At 64.7% G+C, this 20,625-nt stretch carries 18 protein-coding genes and 1 tRNA gene; 12 read left to right on the top strand and 7 right to left on the bottom strand.

The features are described from left to right. The first annotated feature begins 51 nt into the window (after window positions 1–51). From CU669_RS03795 to CU669_RS03785, 3 genes are read left to right on the top strand one after another with little or no spacing between them, the layout of a single operon-like run. On the top strand, window positions 52–411 hold the full coding sequence (locus tag CU669_RS03795; RefSeq protein WP_112142475.1) for a copper resistance CopC family protein: 360 nt from the start codon (window positions 52–54) through the stop codon (window positions 409–411). A gap of 2 nt (window positions 412–413) precedes the next feature. Continuing rightward, window positions 414–2,006 (top strand): copper resistance D family protein, encoded by a 1,593-nt coding sequence (locus CU669_RS03790; protein ID WP_112142474.1) that lies wholly within the window; start codon window positions 414–416, stop codon window positions 2,004–2,006. Continuing rightward, window positions 2,003–3,298: a TAXI family TRAP transporter solute-binding subunit gene (locus CU669_RS03785; RefSeq protein WP_112142473.1), complete on the top strand. Its 1,296-nt coding sequence runs from the start codon at window positions 2,003–2,005 to the stop codon at window positions 3,296–3,298. The genes CU669_RS03790 and CU669_RS03785 overlap by 4 nt, the downstream gene beginning before the upstream one ends. Here CU669_RS03785 and CU669_RS03780 read toward each other — a convergent pair. Next, the gene (locus tag CU669_RS03780; RefSeq protein WP_112142472.1) at window positions 3,295–4,857 is read right to left on the bottom strand and encodes a SagB/ThcOx family dehydrogenase; all 1,563 of its coding nucleotides are present in this window, start codon (window positions 4,855–4,857) and stop codon (window positions 3,295–3,297) included. The genes CU669_RS03785 and CU669_RS03780 overlap by 4 nt on opposite strands. Before the next feature lie 102 nt (window positions 4,858–4,959). Here CU669_RS03780 and CU669_RS03775 point away from each other — a divergent pair, with 102 nt between their 5' ends. Beyond that, the gene (locus CU669_RS03775; RefSeq protein ID WP_112142471.1) at window positions 4,960–5,319 is read left to right on the top strand and encodes a hypothetical protein; all 360 of its coding nucleotides are present in this window, start codon (window positions 4,960–4,962) and stop codon (window positions 5,317–5,319) included. A 4-nt stretch (window positions 5,320–5,323) separates the two neighbouring features. Here the strand turns inward: CU669_RS03775 and CU669_RS03770 are convergent, their stop codons facing one another. Both CU669_RS03770 and CU669_RS03765 read right to left on the bottom strand, forming a co-directional pair. Continuing rightward, window positions 5,324–6,124: an SPOR domain-containing protein gene (locus CU669_RS03770; protein ID WP_161539573.1), complete on the bottom strand. Its 801-nt coding sequence runs from the start codon at window positions 6,122–6,124 to the stop codon at window positions 5,324–5,326. A 208-nt stretch (window positions 6,125–6,332) separates the two neighbouring features. Beyond that, window positions 6,333–7,262 (bottom strand): LysR family transcriptional regulator, encoded by a 930-nt coding sequence (locus tag CU669_RS03765; protein WP_112142469.1) that lies wholly within the window; start codon window positions 7,260–7,262, stop codon window positions 6,333–6,335. A gap of 91 nt (window positions 7,263–7,353) precedes the next feature. On the opposite strand from CU669_RS03765, the gene CU669_RS03760 reads away from it, so the two are divergent. Both CU669_RS03760 and CU669_RS03755 read left to right on the top strand, forming a co-directional pair. Then, window positions 7,354–8,124 carry a DODA-type extradiol aromatic ring-opening family dioxygenase gene (locus tag CU669_RS03760; protein ID WP_239988522.1) on the top strand — a complete coding sequence of 257 codons (771 nt, stop codon included), beginning with the start codon at window positions 7,354–7,356 and terminating at the stop codon, window positions 8,122–8,124. A gap of 75 nt (window positions 8,125–8,199) precedes the next feature. Further along, a complete protein-coding gene (locus CU669_RS03755) occupies window positions 8,200–8,616 on the top strand; it encodes a bacteriohemerythrin (protein WP_112142468.1) in 417 nt (138 codons plus the stop codon). Here CU669_RS03755 and CU669_RS03750 read toward each other — a convergent pair whose 3' ends face one another. Both CU669_RS03750 and lipB read right to left on the bottom strand, forming a co-directional pair. Further along, the gene (locus CU669_RS03750) at window positions 8,617–9,567 is read right to left on the bottom strand and encodes a glycosyltransferase family 2 protein (protein WP_112142467.1); all 951 of its coding nucleotides are present in this window, start codon (window positions 9,565–9,567) and stop codon (window positions 8,617–8,619) included. A gap of 29 nt (window positions 9,568–9,596) precedes the next feature. Further along, entirely contained in the window at window positions 9,597–10,229 is a 633-nt protein-coding gene (lipB, locus tag CU669_RS03745; RefSeq protein WP_112142466.1) for a lipoyl(octanoyl) transferase LipB, read from the bottom strand. A gap of 79 nt (window positions 10,230–10,308) precedes the next feature. On the opposite strand from lipB, the gene CU669_RS03740 reads away from it, so the two are divergent. Together CU669_RS03740 and CU669_RS03735 are read left to right on the top strand one after the other, a co-directional pair. Continuing rightward, window positions 10,309–10,395 (top strand) — tRNA-Leu (locus CU669_RS03740). Window positions 10,396–10,760: 365 nt separating this feature from the next. Beyond that, complete coding sequence (locus CU669_RS03735; protein WP_112142691.1) at window positions 10,761–13,031, top strand: NADP-dependent malic enzyme; 2,271 nt, start codon at window positions 10,761–10,763, stop codon at window positions 13,029–13,031. A 175-nt stretch (window positions 13,032–13,206) separates the two neighbouring features. On the opposite strand, the gene CU669_RS03730 is transcribed toward CU669_RS03735, so the two are convergent. Together CU669_RS03730 and CU669_RS03725 are read right to left on the bottom strand one after the other, a co-directional pair. Next, entirely contained in the window at window positions 13,207–15,096 is a 1,890-nt protein-coding gene (locus CU669_RS03730; RefSeq protein ID WP_112142465.1) for a GGDEF domain-containing protein, read from the bottom strand. Window positions 15,097–15,215: 119 nt separating this feature from the next. Then, a complete protein-coding gene (locus CU669_RS03725; protein ID WP_112142464.1) occupies window positions 15,216–15,782 on the bottom strand; it encodes a cob(I)yrinic acid a,c-diamide adenosyltransferase in 567 nt (188 codons plus the stop codon). 103 nt (window positions 15,783–15,885) lie between these two features. On the opposite strand from CU669_RS03725, the gene lptG reads away from it, so the two are divergent. The 4 genes from lptG to CU669_RS03705 all read left to right on the top strand — a co-directional run bounded on the left by lptG (window position 15,886) and on the right by CU669_RS03705 (window position 20,612). Beyond that, a complete protein-coding gene (gene lptG / locus CU669_RS03720) occupies window positions 15,886–16,989 on the top strand; it encodes an LPS export ABC transporter permease LptG (protein ID WP_112142463.1) in 1,104 nt (367 codons plus the stop codon). Window positions 16,990–17,009: 20 nt separating this feature from the next. Then, a complete protein-coding gene (locus CU669_RS03715; RefSeq protein WP_112142690.1) occupies window positions 17,010–17,708 on the top strand; it encodes a phosphatase PAP2 family protein in 699 nt (232 codons plus the stop codon). Between the two features lie 127 nt (window positions 17,709–17,835). Beyond that, window positions 17,836–18,453, top strand: a complete 618-nt coding sequence (locus tag CU669_RS21970) for a cold-shock protein (RefSeq protein ID WP_112142462.1) — start codon at window positions 17,836–17,838, stop codon at window positions 18,451–18,453. A gap of 593 nt (window positions 18,454–19,046) precedes the next feature. After that, on the top strand, window positions 19,047–20,612 hold the full coding sequence (locus CU669_RS03705; RefSeq protein WP_112142461.1) for a glycosyltransferase family 39 protein: 1,566 nt from the start codon (window positions 19,047–19,049) through the stop codon (window positions 20,610–20,612). The last annotated feature ends 13 nt before the right edge of the window (window positions 20,613–20,625 follow it).

Below are 20,625 nucleotides of genomic sequence, written 5' to 3'. Positions count from 1 at the left end.
GACCATGGCACGGTCTGCCGCGTCGGAAGACTCCATACCGAAGGACGAGAGATGATCAGAACCTTGTTGCTTTGCGCCATCCTGGCCGTTGGCCTGATGACGCCGGATGCCGCCCAGGCCCATGCGGTGCTGGTTGAATCCACCCCCATCGTCAAATCCAAGGTGCCGGGCGACAAGATCGAGATCAATCTGCACTACAACAGCCGCATCGACGCCAAGCGGTCGCGGCTGGTGCTGAAGGGGGCCGGAGGCGAAACCGTTCTGACGGTACGCCAGGGCAAGACCGAGGCCGATATCGCCGCCACCGCCGAAGGGCTGAAGCCCGGCGCCTATACCCTGCTGTGGGACGTCTTGTCGGTGGACGGCCATGTCAGCCGCGGCAAGATCCCCTTCACCGCGGTGGAGCGCTGATCATGCTGGCCGCCCTTCCTCCCGACATCCTCGCCTTCTTCTCCGTCATCCTGCGCGGCTTGCAATTGTCCGCCCAGGCCATCCTGTTGGGCGGCGTCATGTTCATCCTGGCCTTCGTGCGGCCGCTGGCGCCGCGCCTCGGCGCAATCGGCCCCGAATTGGAAACCTCCGGTCTGCGCTGGACCTCGCTGGCGGGCTTCGGATTGGCCGCCATCGTGTTCGTCGCCGTCGTCAATACCTTGGCCCAATTGGTGGCGGGCCTCGACATCCCCGCCGACAACGCCCTGGGCGCCGATTTCATCGGCTGGAACCTGCTGATGGCGACCGCCGCCCTGGTGGCGGGCTTCGCCGCGCGGTCCGCCTCGGGCAATCGCGTCGCCGTGCTTTCCATCGCCGCCGCTGCCGTGCTGGCCGCCTCCATCCTGTCCAGCCATGCCTATGCCCGGCTTGACGACCGCCCCTATTTCATCGTGGCGGGTGTCCTGCACCAAGCGGGCGCCTCGCTGTGGATCGGCGGCATTCCCTTCATGCTGCTGGCCCTGGCCCGGCTGAAGGATTCCGACGTGCTGGTCGCCGCCGGGATCCGCTTCTCCAATCTGTTCACCACCGCCGTGGGCCTGCTGCTGATCGGCGCCGCCATGCTGGCCTGGGGCTATATCCAGACCATCGGCGGGCTGTCGGGCACCGCCTACGGCATCATGACCTCGGCCAAGGTGATCTTGCTGGCGGTCCTGTTGCTGCTGGCCGCCATGAACCGGCGCTCCACCCATAATCCCGGCGAGGACAAGGGCATGTTCCGCCTGCGCCGCTTCGCCGAGGTGGAAATCGGCATCGGCATCACCGTGCTGATGATCGCCGCCTCCATGGCCTCGCAGCCGCCGTCGGTGGACCAGACCGAGTTCCAGGCCACCCCCATGGAAATCGTCGAGCGCATGATGCCGACCCGTGGCCCGCGCCTGGTCAGCCCGGATTCCTCGTTGCTGAGCATCTACGTGGACGGCGAAAGCCGTACCGAGGAGATGATCCTGGCCGACAAGCAGTGGTCCGAGTTCAATCACAACTGGGCGGGCCTGTTCGTGCTGGTCATGGGCGTGCTCGCCTTCGCCAATGGCGCGGGGGCGAAGTGGGCGCGGCATTGGCCACTGACCTTCCTGGTGATCGGCACCGCCATCCTGCTGCGCGCCGACCCGGACAGTTGGCCCATCGGCCCCAGGGGCTTCTTCGAGGCCATGTCCGATCCCGAAACCTTCCAGCACCGGGTGGTAGGCTTTCTGCTGTTCCCCTTCGGCATCTTCGAATGGGCGGTCCGCACCGGGCGGCTGAAAAGCGAGAAGGCCGCGCTGACCTTCCCCATCCTGTGCGCGGTGGGCGCGGCGCTGCTGCTGGTCCACAATCACACCCTGTCCGACGTGAAGGAACGCTTCCTGATCGAGTTCAGCCACATCCCCATGGGCCTGTGCGGCGTCATGGCGGGCTGGATGCGCTGGCTTGAAATCCGCAGCGAGGGCCGTGCCAAGGCCATCGCCGGGCTGATTTGGCCGGTCTGCATCATTCTGGTCGGTCTGATGCTGATCATCTACCGCGAGCTTCCGTGAGGAACCGCACCCGGATCCTGCTTTTGGCCTCGGCCACCCTGCTGCTGACGGCGATGTCGGTGGCGGCGGTGGTCGCGGTCAATGAATGGTACCGGGCGCCCGCCGCGCTGACTTTCGCGGTCGGGGTGGAAAAGAGTCCGGAGGCCGCCTTCGCCAATAAGCTGGCGGAGACCTTGCGCCTATCGCGCGCCTCGATTCGGCTGACGGTGGTGGTCGCGGAATCCCGTGCCCAAGCGCTCTCTAATTTCACCCACCACGAGGCCGATCTTGCCATCATTCGCACCGATGACGCCAAGATTCCCACCAACGCCCGCGCCGTGGCGGTGCTGGAGCACGAGGCCCTGCTGTTGATCGGGGCCAAGCGCGCCAAGATCGCCACCCTGGGCGATCTGCAGGGCAAGCGGGTGGCTGTGATCGGCCGCGACGGCCGCAACGAGGTGTTCCTGCGCCGCCTGCTGGAACAGTACAAGTTCGACTTTACCCATACGGAAATCCGCACCCTGCCGCCCGGCACCGCCATGGACAAGCTCTTGCCCGCCTCGGCCGACATGGTGGTGATGTTCTATCCCCTGTCGCGGCTGGGCTCGTCGGCGGATTTCCAGGCCCTGGCCCATGCCATGAAGGGCTTCACCGTCCACGCCCTGGCCGATTCCAAGGCCTTGGCCCGCAAGATTCCCGGCATCTACCCCGAAACCATCGAGGCGGGGTTGCTGTCCGGCTCGCCCCGCATTCCGGAAGACGACATGGAGACGGTGGCGCTGCAGAAAATCCTGGTGGTGCGGCGCGGACTGCCCGAGCAGCACGTGGTGGAACTGATGCGCGCCCTGTTCGAGAACGGCCGCCAACTGGCGGTGGAAAACGCCTTCGCCACCAAGATCGAGCCCCCCGACACCGAGAAGGGCGCCCTGATCGCCGTCCATGACGGCGCCAATCAATATGTGGAAAGCGAGGTGAAGAGTTTCTTCGACCGCTATTCCGACCTGATCTATATCGGCATGTCGGTGGCCAGCGTGCTGGGCTCGCTGGCGGTGGCGCTGTACGGCACCGTCTTCCGCCGCCGCCCGCGCCGGGCCAGTGAGCGGACCGTCGACATGGTCGCACTGTGCCATCGTATCGCGGCGGCCACCGATGCCGGGGAACTTGCCGCCATCGAATCCGCCATGGCCGAGATCATGACCCAGGTCTTGAACGGATTGGCCGACGGTTCGCTGTCCCGCGACGGCCTGGACGCCTTCCGGCTGGCCTATGACCACGCCCGCACCGCCCTGGCCGAGGCCAAGGGGCGGTTCTAACCCCCGCTCAAATGCCCATAAGCAGGCTGGGTGGCGATGCGGGTGTCGTCGATGGCGCCGCCGACGGTGAAGTGATAGAGCGACTGCCACGCGACGTCGCCCCTCAGTCCCAGCAGGTCATGCATCTCGTCGTCGTGATAACAGCCGATGCCGGTGCCCGACACTCCGGCGGCGGTGGCTTCCAGGTAAAGCACCTGACCGATCATCCCCGCTTCCCAGAACAGGCGGCGATAGGCCCAGGCGCCGTCCTCGTCCAAGGTGCGTCCGAAATCGGCGATCATGCCCAGGCTGAAGGCGCCGTGGCCGGCGATGGCCTGCTGGCAGGACAGATGGCTGGCGGCCCAGCGCAGGTCACCGGTTTGCAGGAGATACAGCGGCAGCGGGCAATCCTCCACCGCCGCCCAGGCGAAGTCCGCGTCGCAGGCGGCCCGCAAGCGTTCCAGACTGTCTGCGTCGCGCACCAGCATGTACAGGCCCGACGCAAGCCCCTCGACCCGGTGAACGAACAGGGACAGCGCCAAACGCGGCGACCAGGGAAAGGCCCACCAGGGCGCGGTGGCGCTGTCGGGCAGGGTCCGCGCCAGGCATCGCATGAAGGCGTCGCGGCCTATTCCCACCGCGCGGTCCATGCGCTGGGCGCTGCGGCGACGCCGGATGAGCGTTCCCGCCGCCTCGGCGCTGCCCGGCAAACGGGGAAAGCGCGCCGACCATGGCATGACAGCGGGAGAATCCGGCCGCAGCGATGCGGCAAAGGCCTCGTCGATCACCGGCCATGGCTCGTGATCCTCGCTCAGGCGATTGGCCTCGCCGAACCATTCCCCCGCCACCGCCGCCAAAGCCACCTCGCCCACCGGGTCCGGCGAGACCAATGCGATCAGGTCGGGATGCTCGCCCTCGTGGCGATGGAAGGCGCCGGGACGGTCCAGCCCCAGCAGGCGACCCAGGGTTTCGTCGCCCGGCACGGTCAGGGCGCGAACCCGCCATCCCAGGCAGGCACCGGCATAGCTTGCCGCCGCCAGGGCATGTCCCACGTCGTGCTGGCAATAGCGAAAGGCGCGTTCGCCGTATTTCCACGCCTCGCGCCAGGCAATGGAGGACAGCGCCAGCAGGAACGAGCCCGGCGGCAGATCGGCGGGAAGCCGTTCCATCCGGCAGCGCTCCTCCAATCCGTTGAACAGCGGGACATAGTGGTAAAGCGCCGGAGCCTCGCCGATTCCGTCCAAGGGCGGCAGGATGACCCAGCCCTCGGTGGGATGCAGATTGCCGCTGCTGGGATTGTTGCGCAAAGCCCAGCGGGCGCCGGGAATTTCCTTCCAGGCCGACAGGCCCAGTGCCAGTTCCAGGAATAGCCCCAGAGTCGCGGCATTCAGCGGCGAAGGCGCCACCGAGTCCAATTGGGAAAAGGCTGGCGTCGGCCGGTCCAAACCCAGCGGCAGCAGCAATCGCCGCGCCCCTTCGAATTCGCGGAACGGATTCGGCTGGCAGTCCCAGTCCAAAAACGCCGGACCGGCGGCGTAACGCCCGGACGCATGCTTGGTCCGGTCATGATAGCTATGCATCGGCGTCCCATGTTTGGCATTCACGAACATCTTCTCCCCGGCGGCTCTCCACCCTATATTGGAATGATATCAAGGTTTCACCACAGCAAAGGACGCCAGATCATGGAACGCCCCCTGGCCGACTTCGCCGGAGAACGGCTGGTTCGCAAGGCGCCAAACCAGATTCTGGCGTTGGACGCGGCCGATCAGGCCTATATCCGCGATAGCCTTCACGCCATCGAGAGCGCCTATGGCGTGGCGGCGCTGCCCGATGTTCCCATCGAGCTGATGCCGGGCCGGACCTTGATGCGGCTGCTGGTGGATCTCAAGGCCAAGATGCGCCCCACGAACAATGATCAGCGCGAGGCCTGGGGGCGGCTGGCGGGCGCCATCCTGATTCTCGATACCGCCTGTTCCTTCGCCAACGAGCATTCGAAGGCGGTGCTGCGTCGCCTGCAGGGCGAAACGCCCGACCCGGAATGAGCCGTCACGGCTGACGCGAACGTCCCGGCCAACACCCGACCTTCTGCTTGGCGGCGTAATCGCAATAGGCCTCAACCGCATCCGGCGTCCCCACCGCCAGCAGGCGATACCAGCGGCCGCGCTCACCCATGTTCACCTCGATGATCTCGGGCTCCAGACCGGGCTTGCGCACCCGCTTCCAATCGGCCTCGGCATCCTTGCGCGAACGGTAGGAGCCCACCTGGGCCCGTGCCGTCTCCGGCGTATCCACGAATGCGGGTGCGGGCGCCGGGTCCGGCGCGGCGACAACAGGCATGGCGACCACAGGCGTGGCGACAGGCTCGGGCTTCGGTTCGCTGGCGGCGGCGGCCAACCGCTCCAATTCGGCCTTGGCGGGCGGCAGACCGGCGGCGGCGGCCTTGTTCAGCCAATACATCCCCACCGACGGATTGGGGGCGAGATTGGGAGCGCCGCCGCTCATATAGAGCATGCCCAGATTATACTGGGCGGAAACCACACCGGCATCGGCGGCGATCTGATACCACGCCACCGCGATGGCGGCATCCTGATCCACCCCCAGACCCTGGCGGTAGAGATGGCCCAGATTGCGCGCCGCCTCGCCGTCACCGAAATGGGCGGCGCGCTCCCAGCGGATGGAGGCTTCCTTGTAGTAACCCTCGTGGAAGGCGGCGAGGCCGTCATAGAACAGGCTGTCGCGCACGGTCTGCATGGGATCGCCCTTGGTATCGGCGCACCCCGCCAGGGCGAGGGCGAGAACCGCCACGGCCAGTCGCGAACCGGCCGCTTTTCCGAAACATGAACGCATTGTGGACCCCGTCACAGTATCCGCCTCCCCAAGTCGGGTAATGTTTTCCTCAGATGACGACACCATCCCTCGACCTCGAAACGGATCGCGCCATGACCACCAAGCCTATAGATTGGGCCGCCTTGCTGGAAGCCCTCGACGGCATCACCGCCAAGCCTCCCGCCCTGCCGCCGCTGCCCCGGAAGTGGCGCCGCCGCGCCCGGCGCGCTCACGCCTCCACCGCCGGGGTGATATCCCGGTCCCAATACGGTTCCGGCCCGAACACCTCGGCCAGATAATCCACGAAAGCCCGCACCTTGGGCGACAAGTGACGGGAATGGGGATAGACCGCGTTCAAGGTGGCGTCCAGCGGAACGAAGCCCTCCAGCACCGGAACCAGCCGTCCCGCCCGGATATCGTCGCCCATGAAGAAGCTGGGCAGCATGGTGATCCCCAAACCGGCCAGGGCCATCACCCGCAGCACGTCGCCGTTGTCGGCGTGGAACCGCCCCCCCACCGCCACTTCGTATCCTTGCCCATCAGCGTCGGTGAAGCGCCACTCGGCCGCCACCATGACCCCATGGGTCAGGCAATCGTGGCGCGTCAGATCCTGGGGCACCAGGGGGATCCCCCGCTTGGCCAGATAAGACGGCGAGGCGGCGGCAAGTCGGCGGACGGGCGCCAACCGGCGGGCGATCAGCGATGAATCCGCCAGCCTGCCGATTCGCACCGCGACATCCCAGCCCTCTTCCACCAAATCCACATGACGGTCGGTCATGTTCATGTCCAGCTCGATCTCGGGATAGCGTTCGAGGAAGCCGGGCAAGGCGGCGGCCAGATGACCGATGCCGAAGGACAGCGGCGCGCTGACCCGAAGCTTGCCACGCGGCACCGCCTGAAGGTGGCTGACCTGAAGATTGGCCTCTTCCAGATCGGCCAGGATGCGCTGGCAGCGTTCCAGATAGGCGCGCCCCGCCTCGGTGGGCGACAGCGAACGGGTGGTGCGGTGAAGCAGCCGGACACCAAGATCAGCCTCGAGCGCCGATACCTGGCGGCTGATCATGGACTTGGACAGGCCCAGCCTACGGGCGGCCTCGGAAAAGCTGCCGGTCTCGGCCACCTTGACGAAGGCCTGCAGGTAATCGAACCGGGGCGTCATTGGCGCAGCCTCGTCAACAATCCGTTTCCATGATCATGCATTGTTGATCGCCGACACAGAAGACACAATAAGACCGATGAACGAAAGGCCCATGATGGACTTCTCTGCCCTCTATCTCTCCCACGGATCGCCCATGATGGTGCTGGAAGACACGCCCGCCCGTGCCTTCCTGACCGAGCTGGGCAAGCGTATCGGCAAGCCCCGCGCCGTGCTGGCCGTGTCGGCCCATTGGCTGAGCGCGGTGCCCGCCCTGGGCTTCGCCGCTTGGCCGGACAAGATCAACGATATCACCGGATTTCCGCCCGCACTCTATCAGTTGGCCTATGCCCCGCCGGGCGCCCCTGACGTGGCGGCCAGGGCGGCCGATCTGCTGGGCGAACCGCTTCGCCGCGATCCCGGCGCGGGCATCGACCACGCCATCTGGTCGGTCATGAGCCTGATCTGGCCCGAAGCCGATGTGCCGGTGGTGCCGCTGTCGGTCCAGCCCGAGGACGGGCCGCGCCATCACTATGATCTGGGGCGCCGCCTGCGCCCGCTGAGCGAGGACGGCATCCTGATCATGGGCACCGGCGCCGCCACCCATGGGTTGGAGGACTATTTCCGCCGTCCCGCCGGGGGGCCGACCGAGCCCCATGTGGCCGAGTTCACCCATTGGCTGGCGGAAACGACGGAATCCGGCGACGTGGCCGCGCTGCTGGATTACCGCGACCTCGCCCCCCATGCGGAGCGCAATCACCCCACCGAGGAACATCTGCTGCCCTTCTTTTCCGCCTTGGGCGCAAGCCGGTCCGGCCGGGGCACGCGCCTTCACCACAGCGTGGATTCCGGCGTGCTGGCCATGGACGCCTATGGCTTTGATTAACCTTAGGGACATGTTCCCGACGGCGCCGCCGCCATGCTAGTGTCGCTCCCAAGGTCGGAAACAAGGGGAAATGGCATGGCATATCTGGAGTGGACGGACAATCTGAGCGTCGGCGTGACCCGCATGGACGACCACCACAAAAAGCTGATCGCCCTGATCAACATGCTGTTCGACGCCATGAGCGGCGACGCCACCCGCACCGTCGATACCGTCCTCAACGATCTGTTGGACTACACCCGCTATCATTTCGGCGAAGAAGAAAAGCTGTTGGCCGCCTGTAACTATCCCGACCTGGAAGCCCATCAGGGCGTCCATCGCTCCATGGTCAAGGAAGTGCTGGACATGCGCCAGCGCTACGCCGACAACCCCGCCAGCGTGACGCCCAACGAGGCCCTGGACTTCCTGTCCAAATGGCTGATGCGCCACATCATCGGCAAGGATCTGCGCTATCGGACCTATGCCGAGGGCCACCAGGATCCGGGCACGGCGTAATTACTCGCCGCCCGGCTCGTAGAGTTTGCGGATGATGAACAGCGGGCGGCCCTTGACCTCGTCGAAGACGCGTCCGACATAGTCGCCGATGATCCCCAGCGTCAGCAACTGCATGCCGCCCAGGAACAGCACCGAGACCAGGATGGATTCGTAACCGGGCACATCCACGCCCCAGAAGATGGTGCGGATGATGCGGATCACGATGTAGAGAAAGGCCAGCGAGGAGATCGCGGCCCCGATACCGCCCCATACCCGTAGCGGAAAATTGGAGAACGAGGTCAACCCGTCGAAGGCGAAACGCAGCAGCTTCAGCGAATTGAACTTGGTGGTGCCCGCCGCCCGCTCGCCCTGGCGATAGACGATCTCGGCATGGCGATAGCCGACCCAGGCGAAGATGCCCTTCATGAAGCGCGAGCGTTCGGGCATCCGATTGACCGTATCGACCACCTTGCGGTCCATCAGGCGGAAATCGCCGACCTCGCGGGGCAGCTTCACGTCGGACAGGTGATCGAACACCCAATAGAAGCCCTTGGCGAACAGCCGCTCCGACACGCCTTGGCCGACACGGGCGTCACGACGGGCGAACACCACGTCCCAGCCTTCCCGCCACTTGGCCAGCATATCGGCGATGGCTTCCGGCGGGTGTTGCAGATCGGCGTCCATGGGCACCACCGCCTGGCCCCGGCTGTGGAGCAGACCGGCGGACAGGGCGCGCTCCTTGCCGAAATTTCGCGACAGGTCGATGACGCGCAGCCGGGGCTCGCCCGTCTGAACCTCCAGCAGACGATCCAAGGTGTCGTCGCGCGAACCGTCGTTGACGCAGATCACCTCGAAGCTGACGTCGAGGCCCGCCAGGACGGGCAACAGCCGCCCGAACAGCAACGGCACGTTCTCGCCCTCGTTATAGCAGGGGATGATGACGGAGAGTGTGGGCGCCGGATTGTCTTGCATGATGGCCCAAGGATAACCGAGAACCGACGCTAGGGAAACACCTCGGGAAAGGTGCTCATCAGGGCGCAGTCCAGGTCTTCCATGGTGGGCGTCAGGCCCAGATCCCACAGCGAGGTGACACCGTGCTCGCGGATGCCGCAGGGCACGATGCCCTCGAAATGGCTCAGATTAGGGTCCAGGTTGAGGGCGATGCCGTGGAAGGTCACCCAGTGGCGCACCCGGACACCGATGGCGGCGATCTTGTCTTCGCGGCCGTTGCCGCGATCCACCCAGATGCCGACCCGGCCGCAGCGGCGTTCGCCCTTGACCACGAAGCGGTCCAGGGTGCGGATGATCCACTCCTCCAGAGCGTGGACATAGGCCCGCACATCGGGGCCGCGCCGCTTCAGATCCAGCAGGACATAGGCCACCCGCTGACCGGGGCCGTGATAGGTGTACTGGCCGCCGCGCCCCGACTCGAAGACCGGGAAGCGTTCCGGGTCCACCAGATCGCGCGGATCGGCGCTGGTGCCCGCGCTATAGAGCGGCGGATGCTCCAGCAGCCAGACCAGTTCGGGCGCGGTTCCGGCGCGGATGGCGGCGACGCGGGCCTCCATTTCGGCCACGGCATCAAGATAATCGACCGGATGATCGGAAATTCGCCACTCAACAGGCAAGGGCATGGAACGCGTCCTTGATTCGACCGAGGTGATTTGGTATTCCCCTGTCTCCCCGTTGGCAAGCCTTTCGGGGGACCGGTTCGCGGCCATGGCGGAATTGGTAGACGCGCAAGCTTGAGGTGCTTGTGGGGTAACACCCGTGGAAGTTCGAGTCTTCTTGGCCGCACCAACCGAAACACCAAAGGCCCGCTGGTCATGATCAGCGGGCCTTTTGTTGGAGATGTTGTCCCTCAATCGCCGGGCGCCGCCTCTGGCGGCTTGGCTTTCGCGCCACGAGGCGCGTCGGCCCTTGGCCGCAACTCCTCGCCAGCGGCTCGTCGACACCGTAACTGGGAGCGCGGGCGTCTCGCCCGCACCACATCCTCCGCGCAACTTTAATACCCATGGCTTTTTCGGTGGTAATACCGACAACCCCGTGAAAAGCCTGCGGTTTTCCAAAACACCGGTTATCCGACACTTTGCCTGGGGCCACGAACCGGGTATGGTGTCGCCCTCAATAAGAAATTTCGTTACCCGAGGTCACAGTCCATGAGCATGTCCGACGAGCTGCGCGACGCGGCGCTGGAATACCACCGTCTTCCCACCCCCGGCAAAATCAGCGTCACGCCGACCAAGCCGCTGGCCACCCAGCGCGATCTGGCGCTGGCCTATAGCCCCGGCGTGGCCGCCGCTTGCGAGCTGATCGTCGCCGATCCCGATTCCGCCGTGGATGTCACGGCCAGGGGCAATCTGGTGGCGGTGGTGACCAACGGCACCGCCGTGCTGGGCCTGGGCCCCATCGGGCCGCTGGCCGCCAAGCCGGTGATGGAGGGCAAGGGCGTCCTGTTCAAGAAGTTCGCCGGTATCGACGTGTTCGACATGGAACTGGCCGAGCTGGATCCCGACAAGCTGGTGGACATCATCGCGTCCATGGAGCCCACCTTCGGCGCCATCAATCTGGAAGACATCAAGGCCCCCGAATGCTTCGAGGTCGAGCGCAAGCTGCAGGAGCGGGTCAAGATTCCGGTCATGCACGACGACCAGCACGGCACCGCCATCGTGGTGGGCGCCGCCATGGTCAATGCGCTACGCGTCGTCGGCAAGGATATCGGCGAGGTCAAGCTGGTGGCGTCCGGCGCCGGCGCCGCCGCGCTGGCCTGCCTCAACCTGCTGGTCAAGCTGGGCGTCAAGCGCGAGAACGTCTGGGTCACCGACATCAAGGGCCTTGTCTACGAGGGCCGTACCGAGCTGATGGACGAATACAAGTCCATCTACGCCAAGAAGACCGACATGCGCACCCTGGCCGAGGTCATCGAGGGCGCCGACATCTTCCTCGGCCTGTCGGCGCCCCGCGTGCTGACCGGCGAGATGGTGGACAAGATGGCGCAAAAGCCCATCGTCTTCGCCTTGGCCAATCCCACCCCGGAAATCCTGCCCGACGAGGTCAAGGCGGTGCGTCCCGACGCCATCATCGCCACCGGCCGTTCGGACTATCCCAATCAGGTCAATAACGTCCTGGTGTTCCCCTATATCTTCCGGGGCGCCCTGGATGTGGGCGCCACCAAGATCAACGACGAGATGAAGCTGGCCTGCGTCTACGCCATCGCCGGTCTCGCCATGGCCGAATCCGACGAGCGGGTGCGCGCCGCCTACGGCACCGCGCCGCTCACCTTCGGCCCGGAATACCTGATCCCCAAGCCGTTCGATTCCCGCCTGATCATCAAGATCGCCCCCGCCGTTGCCCGCGCCGCCATGGAATCCGGGGTGGCGCGGCGGCCCATCATCGATTTCGACTCCTATCTGGACCAGCTCAACCAGTTCGTCTTCCGCTCGGGTCTGGTGATGAAGCCGGTGTTCGACCGCGCCCGCCAGGACATGCGCCGCATCGTCTATTGCGAGGGCGAAGGCCGCCGGGTGCTGCACGCCGTCCAGACCGTGGTGGACGAAGGCTTGGCGCGGCCCATCCTGATCGGGCGGCGCGAGGTGGTGGAAAAGCGCATCCACGATCTGGACCTGCGCCTCCAGATCGGCGAGCACTTCGATCTGTGCGACCCCGAGGACGATCCCCGCTTCAATGAATATTGGAAGCTCTACCACTCCATCATGGAACGCAGCGGCGTCAGCCCGGAATACGCCCGGACGGTGGTGCGCACCCGCAACACGGTGATCGGCACCTTGATGCTGAAGCGCAAGGAGGCCGACGCCATGATCTGCGGCACCATCGGCCGCTACGACAAGCATCTGTCCCATATCTTGGCGGTGATCGGCACCCGCGACGGCGTCAAGATGCCCGCGGCCATGAATCTGCTGATCCTGCCCAAGGGCACCTTCTTCATCTGCGACACCTATGTCACCCCCGAGCCGACGGCCGAGCAAGTGTGCGATATGGCCTTGCTGGCCTCGGAAGAGGTGCGGCGATTCGGCATCGAGCCCAAGGTGGCCTTCCTGTCCCACGCCAATTTCGGCAACCGCATGACCGCCTCGGCCCAACGCCAGCGCGAGGCCCTGGCCATGCTGCGGGAAAAGGCTCCCTATCTGGAGGCCGAGGGCGAAATGCACGGCGACGCCGCCCTGTCCCAGGAAATCCGCGAGCGGATCTTCCCCAATTCCCGGCTGAAGGGCGCCGCCAATCTGCTGATCATGCCGACGCTGGACGCCGCCAATATCTCGCTGAACCTGCTGAAGGTGGCGGGCGAGGCGCTGTCGGTGGGGCCGATCCTGATGGGCGCGGCCCAGCCCGCCCATATCCTCACCCCCTCGGCGACCGTGCGCAACATCGTCAACATCACCGCCCTGGCGGCGGTGGAAGCCCAGATGAAGCGGTAACTTTAGCCGGCTGCGGAAAAACTCCCTCAGCCCAATTTTGTATCGTCACCCCCGCGAAGGCGGGGGTCCATGTTGGGGAAGTGCTTAGCGTTGCCCGCTGAATGCGGGTGTGCTGCTGCATGGATTCCCGCTTTCGCGGGAATGACGAAAGGGAAAAGCCGTTCCAGAACGAGATTCAGCAGCAGCCCGGGTCCACCAGCGTGGCCGCGCTCAAGTGGTCCGGCGAGGATTTCGCCCCCTTCTTCAGGGAGGCGATCAGACGGCTGACATCGTCGATGGAATGGCGGCAGCGGCCAGCGGGCAGGTTGACCGCCACCGCGCTAACCGTCATCAGCGGGAAGCTGGTGGGATTGCCCAACCGGTCATGGCCGTGGATATAGCCCAGCTTGCGGGTCTCGTCGTCGTAGAAGCTTTCCACGTCCAGGCGGAACGCTTCCAGCAAGGCGCGGCAATCCTCCATCACCACCGCGAAATCCACGGCGCGGAACCCGGCGAAGAAGTCATCGCCGCCGATATGTCCGGCGAAGCCGCCGTCGCGGTTCATGGTCTTCGACAGCAGGTCGGCGAACAGCAAGATGGCGCGGTCGCCCAGACGGAACCCGTATTTGTCGTTAAACGGCTTGAAATTGTCGAAATCGAAATAGACCAGGCTGAAATCACAGTCGAGCCGGTCCAGCGCGTCGGACACCCAATCGACGATCACCGTATTGCCGGGCAGGCGGCTTAGGGGATTCTGGTCGCGGGCGGCGGCCAAATTCTTCTCGTTGATGACCCGAAGCAATGAATGCGCCGACAGAAAGCCCACATAGGACATGCCATCGACGATCATGATTCCTTCCGAACGCTCCACCGCCGAATAGGCTTCCAGGATCTGCTCCGCCCGATTGTTGATATCGGCCATGGGGCAGCGGACGACGAAGTCGCGCAAGGTCCGCCCGAAGCTCTTGTTGGCGATCAGCTCCTTGCCGTAGGGAGAGTAGGTGTAATCCTTCAACTCCTTCTCGCGGACGATGCCGACCGGCTGGCCGCCGTTATCCACCACGGGAAAGAACGTGGCCGATTTGTCGGCGCGAAAGCGGGCGAACACATGTTCCATGGGCGCGCTGGTCAAGATAGGCGCCGTCCGGATGATCTGATCGGCGATGATTTTCTGATCCGAGGTGGTGGCGCGCCGCTCGCGCCGCGCCAATTCCTCGATAACATCGTAGTGGGCGGCAAGTTCGGCCATATGGGTGGTGGGGTGCTGGGCCAGCCAGCCCTGGATCAGGTCGCAGCCGATTTCCTTGCAGGTGAAGAACTCCCGCTCGGTCTCGACGCCCTCGGCCACCACCACCACGCCCAGCAGATGGGCGATATTGACGATATGGGCCAGAAACACCTTCTTCTTGGCGTCGCCCGCGATGTCGGAAATGAAAAATCGGTCGATCTTCAACAGGTCGGGTTCGGAAAAATACAGCAGTTGCAGGCCGGAAAAGCCGGTGCCGAAATCGTCGATGGCGAGGCGAAATCCATTGCGCTTGTAATGGCGGAAGATGGCCGTCACATCGTCGGGCGGCCCCAGCGGGTGGCGCTCGGAGATCTCGAATGCCACCGACGATCCCGCCAAGTCGTGACGATCCATGATAGCCCGCATGCGGCGGGGAAGGTCGCCTTCGGCATCAAGGGCCCGATTGTCCACATTGAGAAACAGCTTGGTGTCGTGCGCGTTGGGCAAGGTGGCGAACTTGGCCATGGCCTTTTCGCACAGAGCCACTTCCATATCGGCCAGGATGCCCAGGGCATGGCAGGCGTCGAACACCTCGCCGATGGTGGCGAAGCCCGCCTGCTCGGTGTTGCGCAACAGCGCCTCGTAGCCATAGCAGGCGCCGGAATGAATATTGACGATGGGCTGGAAGGCAATGTCGAGGATGCCCACGATATCGTTCCAGTGATCCTCGGACGGCAAGGGCGGCAGCCGCCCGGGCACGGAGAACGGTCGCCGGATGTCGCGCTGGCCCCAGCGATCGCCCCGCCGCGCCCCCGCCGCCGCCACACCAAGCTTGTCCAGGCCCGTTTCCGGACTCATGGCTGTTACTCCACGCCGATTCGACTATCCGTCGTGGGGGATTCATCGTCGCCGGGACAGGGGGAGTCAACGAACCATAAGGCCCGTCGCAGGAATTTCACGCCTCTGTCATATGCCGCCTAGCGATTGGCGCCCGGCGTCCACAACACGTCGGCCGCCCCATTGGCATTGGCGGCGCGGGCCAGGACGAACAGCAGATCGGACAGCCGGTTGACATAGGCGATGGCGACGGGGTTGACCGGTTCGGCCTCCGCCAGGGCCACCATCAGCCGTTCGGCGCGGCGGACCACGGTCCGGGCGTGGTGAAGATGGGCGGCAAGCGGATTGCCAGCGGGAAGGATGAAGGAGTTCAACGGCGCCAGTTCGGCATTGGCCGCATCGATCTCGTGTTCCAGCCGATCCACCTGGGCCTGGGACATGCGCAGGCGAGTGCCCGGTTCCTCGGCCTCGGCGGCGGGGGTGCACAAATCGGCGCCCAGATCGAACAGATCGTTCTGGATGCGCGACAGCAACGCCTGCATGCCACCCTCGGCATGAAGCCGGGCCAAACCCAGGACGGCATTGGCCTCGTCCACCGTGCCATAGGCCTCGACCCGGGCGGCATGCTTGGCCACCCGGACACCGTCGCCCAGTGAAGTCTTGCCCTTGTCGCCCGTCCGGGTATAGATGCGCGTCAGCCTGACCATAGATTCGCCTCTCGTGTCCTGTGACGAGGTTTATGACACGAGCGGCGGCGAAAGCTCTATACTCTCGTTCCACCATTCCCGATTCGCCCAGGAACCGGACAGCATGCGACTTTCTCCCATTCTCAGCGCCTATATCGCGCGGCAATTCGCGGTGGCGTTCGGCACGGTCCTGCTGGTGATCCTGGGCATCATCTTGCTGTTCGACCTGATCGAACTGATCCGCCGCAGCGCCGGGCGACCCGAAATCGGCATGGGACTGGTTCTGGTGATGGCCTTCTTGAAGCTGCCGCAGATGCTGCACACGGTGCTGCCATTCGCGGTGATGATCGGCGCCATGATCTGTTTCTGGCGGCTGACCCGCACCCATGAACTGGTGGTCGCCCGCTCGGCCGGTATTTCCGCCTGGCAGTTCATCGCGCCCTTGCTGGGGGTGGCCGCCGCGTTCGGCACCCTCGAGATCACCGCCTTCAATCCCATGGCCGCCGCCATGTATGGGCGCTATGAGCGATTGCAGGACGAATTGATCAATGCGCGGACCACCGCCTTCGACCTGTCCGAGGTGGGGCTGTGGCTGCGCGAGCCCCATGACGACGGCGAGATGGTGGTTCATTCCCAGGACGTGCGCCAGGATGGTTTGCAGTTGTTCCTGAAGGATCCGCAGATCTTCATCTACGACAAGCCCGATCACTTTTACCGCCGCATCAGCGCCGAGTCCTCCACCCTGATCGAGGGCGTGTTCGAGGTGAAGCGGGCCTGGATCATGGAAGGCGGCAAGCCATCGACCTTCGTCGAGAACATCCGCATTCCAACCCAGTTGACCTTGGAGCGCATCCACGACAATTTCGCCTCGCCGGAAACCCTGTCCTTCTGGCAGTTGCCCGGCTTCATCCGCTTTTTCGAGCGCGCCGGTTTCACCGCCAACAAGCATCGCCTCTACCTGCAATCGCTGCTGGCCTCGCCGGTTCTGTATTGCGGCATGGTCCTGTTGGCGGCGCTGTTCTCGCTCAAGCCCAACAACCGCTCGGGCGGCCTGACCTCGCGGGTGGCGGCCGGCGTGGCCACCGGCTTCACCGTCTATTTCTTCTCCAAGGTGGTCTACGCCTTCGGCCTGTCCTCGACCCTGCCCCAGGCCCTGGCGGCCTGGACACCGGCGGTCTTCGCCGGATTGGTGGGATTGGGCGGCCTATTCCATCTCGAGGACGGCTGAGCGTGGGGCTTTTGAGGTCCATGGAGCGCCATCCATGGCGATGGACGCTGGCCACCCTGGTGCCGCTGTTGCTGTTTCCTCAGATCGATATTTCGGCATCGGCGCTGTTTTTCGATCCCATCCACCGGACATTTCTTCTGCGGACTCACCCCGTGGGCGAATTCGTCCGCAAGACGCTGCCCGTCATCCTGTTCGCCCTGGCCGCCCTGGTCGCCGTAACGGGAGCGGCGGCGGCATGGCGGAAGAAGCCTCTGCTGGGGTTGAGCGCCAGGGGGGGGGCCTTCATCGTCGCATCGTTGGCACTGGGGCCGGGGCTGGTCGTCAATACCCTACTCAAGGACTATTGGGGACGCCCGCGACCGTCAACCATCGCCGAATTCAGTGGTCCCAACCAATACGTCACGCCGTTGATCCCGTCGTTACAATGCCCCGACAATTGTTCCTTCCCGTCGGGCCACGCCGCCCTGGGTTTTTGGATGGTGAGTTTCGCCTTGCTGGCGCCCCCCCGATACCGTCGGCCAGCGATACTGGCGGCCTTGATTTTCGGGGCCTTCGTGGGATGGGTACGGATTGCCCAGGGGGGGCATTTCCTATCCGACGTGGCGTTCTCCGGGGTCATCGTGGTCGGACTTTCGCAATGGCTACATCACGTTATTATTGTGCGTAGCAGCATGGCGATTTGGAAAAATAATCGCGAAGACTCTGCGGAATCTTCGTAACCCTCTAGCGGGGACACGGTTTCTCGGGTAATGATATCCATTCAGACCGACCTGGGTGCATTGGGCCGAGGCGGAATGCCCTCGTGTGGGTGCGGGGGACTTTGTTTACTTACGACGAGAACGACACATGGCATGGAACCGAGATAATCATGGCAGCCGCTCACGAGACCGCGGGCGGCGGGACGACTTCGGGGAGCCGGCATACGAGCCGCCGCGCAGCAGCAGCCCCCCCCGGTCAGCCGGACCCAGCTCTTTCGACCGTCAAATGGTCAGTCAGGCTAACGTCACAGCCACTGTGAAGTGGTTCAATGCCGCCAAGGGCTTCGGTTTCGTCGCCCCTGCCGACGGATCGCCGGATGCCTTCCTGCATATTTCTGCGCTGGAACGCGCCGGTCTTGCCCAAGTCGCCGAGGGTACCACCCTCGTGGTCGATCTTGGGGCCGGTCAGCGCGGCCCGCAGGTGGTGATGGTCCATGAGGTCGATAGCTCCACCGCCGTGGCCAAGGCGCCGCGTCGCGAAGAGCGCGGCCCGACCCAGACCGTCGAAGGCGTGGTCAAGTTCTTCTCCGCCGAGAAGGGCTTCGGCTTCGTCGCCTGCGACGAGGGTGGCAAGGACGTGTTCGTTCACGTGAAGGCCTTGGAGCGTTCGGGCATCGGCAGCCTCGAATCCGGCCAGCGCGTGCGCGTCACCACCACCCTGGGCCTCAAGGGGCCCCAGGCCGACTCGGTGGAACTCATCGCTTAAGGACATTGAAATCGGCCTTCCGTGATCGGAAGGCCGATTTTTCCTTGGTGTCTGCCTGCCCTCCCATCGGGGAGGTCGCGGAGGGACGCTTGGTCGCCAAGCGTCCGCGTCCGGCGTATTCACCCGCTCGTTTCAAGTTTGATACCGCTCGGCCGATGAAAAGCCTCTCGTGGAATGCGGCCGGGACGGCCGCGCTCCGAGAATGGGGCGCCAGTTGGCGCACGCGGCGCCTCGCCCGCCCTGCGGGTCACATGTTGGAGCGCGGGCGTCTCGCCCGCCTTCGCGAATCACATAAGGCGGCGGGTAACATGAGACGGTCCATCCAAGTTTGTTGTTGACTCAATTCCGGCATTTTGGTACCACAATACCCATTACTGCTTTGTCTCCCTGAGATTGGGCGGGGCGCGGTGAAAGCCACGTCCCGCCACTTTTTTGCCTGCCACCCGGCCACGGCCCTCTCTCACCCTCCCCGACGACGACGTTCCAACGACGAAGCTCCGCTGACAGGTGGGTGCCCCTGTGCTAGCGTGCGCTGCCCTTAGCGGAAGAGGATCCAGGCGGTGACAAGCATCAGGCCAGCAGCAAAGCCGACGATGACGGAGTCGTTGCTGTTGTGGGCATTGCCCGCGCTGTTCGTCCTTTCCCTTTTCGCCATGCGAAGCGCCAGCCTGCCGTTCTGGCAATCCTTCAATCTGGATCCGGACTATTACTACCTGCTGAACGGACTGCGCATCGTCGAGGGCCTGTCGCCCACCGATGTCAGTCATCCGGGCACGCCCATTCAAATCATGATCGGCGCCATCATTCGCGCCATGCACCCCTTCGCCTCCACCGAGCAAGTGGTCGATCTGGTACTGGGCGATCCGGAAGGCCATCTGATGGTCGTCACCGACGCCATCTATCTGTTGGTCGGCCTGTCCTTGTGGCTGATGGGACGCGAGGTCTGGCGATGGGGGGGATTGGTCCCGGCCTTGCTGGCGCAATCGGCGCCCTTCCTGGTCCGCATCATCGTCAAGATGGCGCTTCATCCCAAGCCGGAACCCTTCATGGTGATGGCGGCGGCGCTGCTGACCGCCGTGGCCTTCGCCGCCTTGCGAGCGGAGCAGCCCAAGGATCGCCACGCCGTCTGGGCGGGCGTGGTCATGGGGTTCGGCATCGTCTGCAAGATTCACTTCGTCAGCCTGGGCGTGCTGCCGCTGCTGCTGTTCGACCGTCGCCGCGTCCTCGTCTACGGCCTTGCCTCCACCATCGCCATCGCGGTGTTCTTTGCCCCGGCGCTGGGATCGCTGGACATCTGGCTGGACTGGATGCGCCGCATCACCCAGGGGTCGGGCGCCTATGGGGCGGGACCGCAGACGGTCATCGATCCCAGCCGCTTTTTCCGGGCCATCTGGCATCTGTTTTCGGGCAAGTGGTTCTATACCGGGGCGCTGATCCTGTCCCTGGCGACAATGGCGGACCAGGCGCGGCGCGGCGGCCTGGGGGCGACCTTGCGCGACCGCCGCGTCCGTTTGCTGCTGGGCGTGGTGGCGGCTGCGCTGCTGACTCAGATCATGATCGCCAAGCAACCGGCTCCTCACTACATGGTGCCGCCCTTGATGCTGACCGGTCCGGCATTGGCGCTGCTCTGGTCGCTCAGCCGGGAATCCCTGCCCGAGAAGTGGTGGACCGGATGCTGGGCGGTGCTGGGCGTGGTTTTGGCCCTGGCGGGCGGTAATGCCATGGTGCGTCAGCGCGCCGAACTGGCCCAGTGGACCCGTGAGACCCTGGCCTTTCCCACCGAGCGCTTCGGCGCCTGCGCCAAGGTCTATTACGACGCGGCCTCGGCCAAGTCCTTCGCCTTCCAGCGCGGCGACCTGAACGCCCTGGCCCGCTATTCGCCCAAGCTGGAAAAGCTGTTTCCCGCCGACGAATTCAGCTGGTTCATCTTCGATCATACATGGTGGAAGCAAAGCCTGATGCGCTGGAACCACCCCGTGGAATTGGATGCCGTCCTGGCCGCCTATCCCTGCGCCGTCTTTCGCGGAAACCAGTTCCATCGCTTCCGCGACCTGACCACGGGACGGCATTTCGACGATACCTGCATGGCCAACGACGAAATGATCTTTACCATCGGCATCACCTGCTCCGGTGCGCCGGTCGCTCCACAACGCCACTAGGGGACTATCCGGA

Origin of the sequence: Paramagnetospirillum kuznetsovii (assembly GCF_003284725.1) — a bacterium.
GTDB lineage: Bacteria > Pseudomonadota > Alphaproteobacteria > Rhodospirillales > Magnetospirillaceae > Phaeospirillum > Phaeospirillum kuznetsovii.
This window is presented reverse-complemented; position numbering and strand designations above follow the sequence as displayed.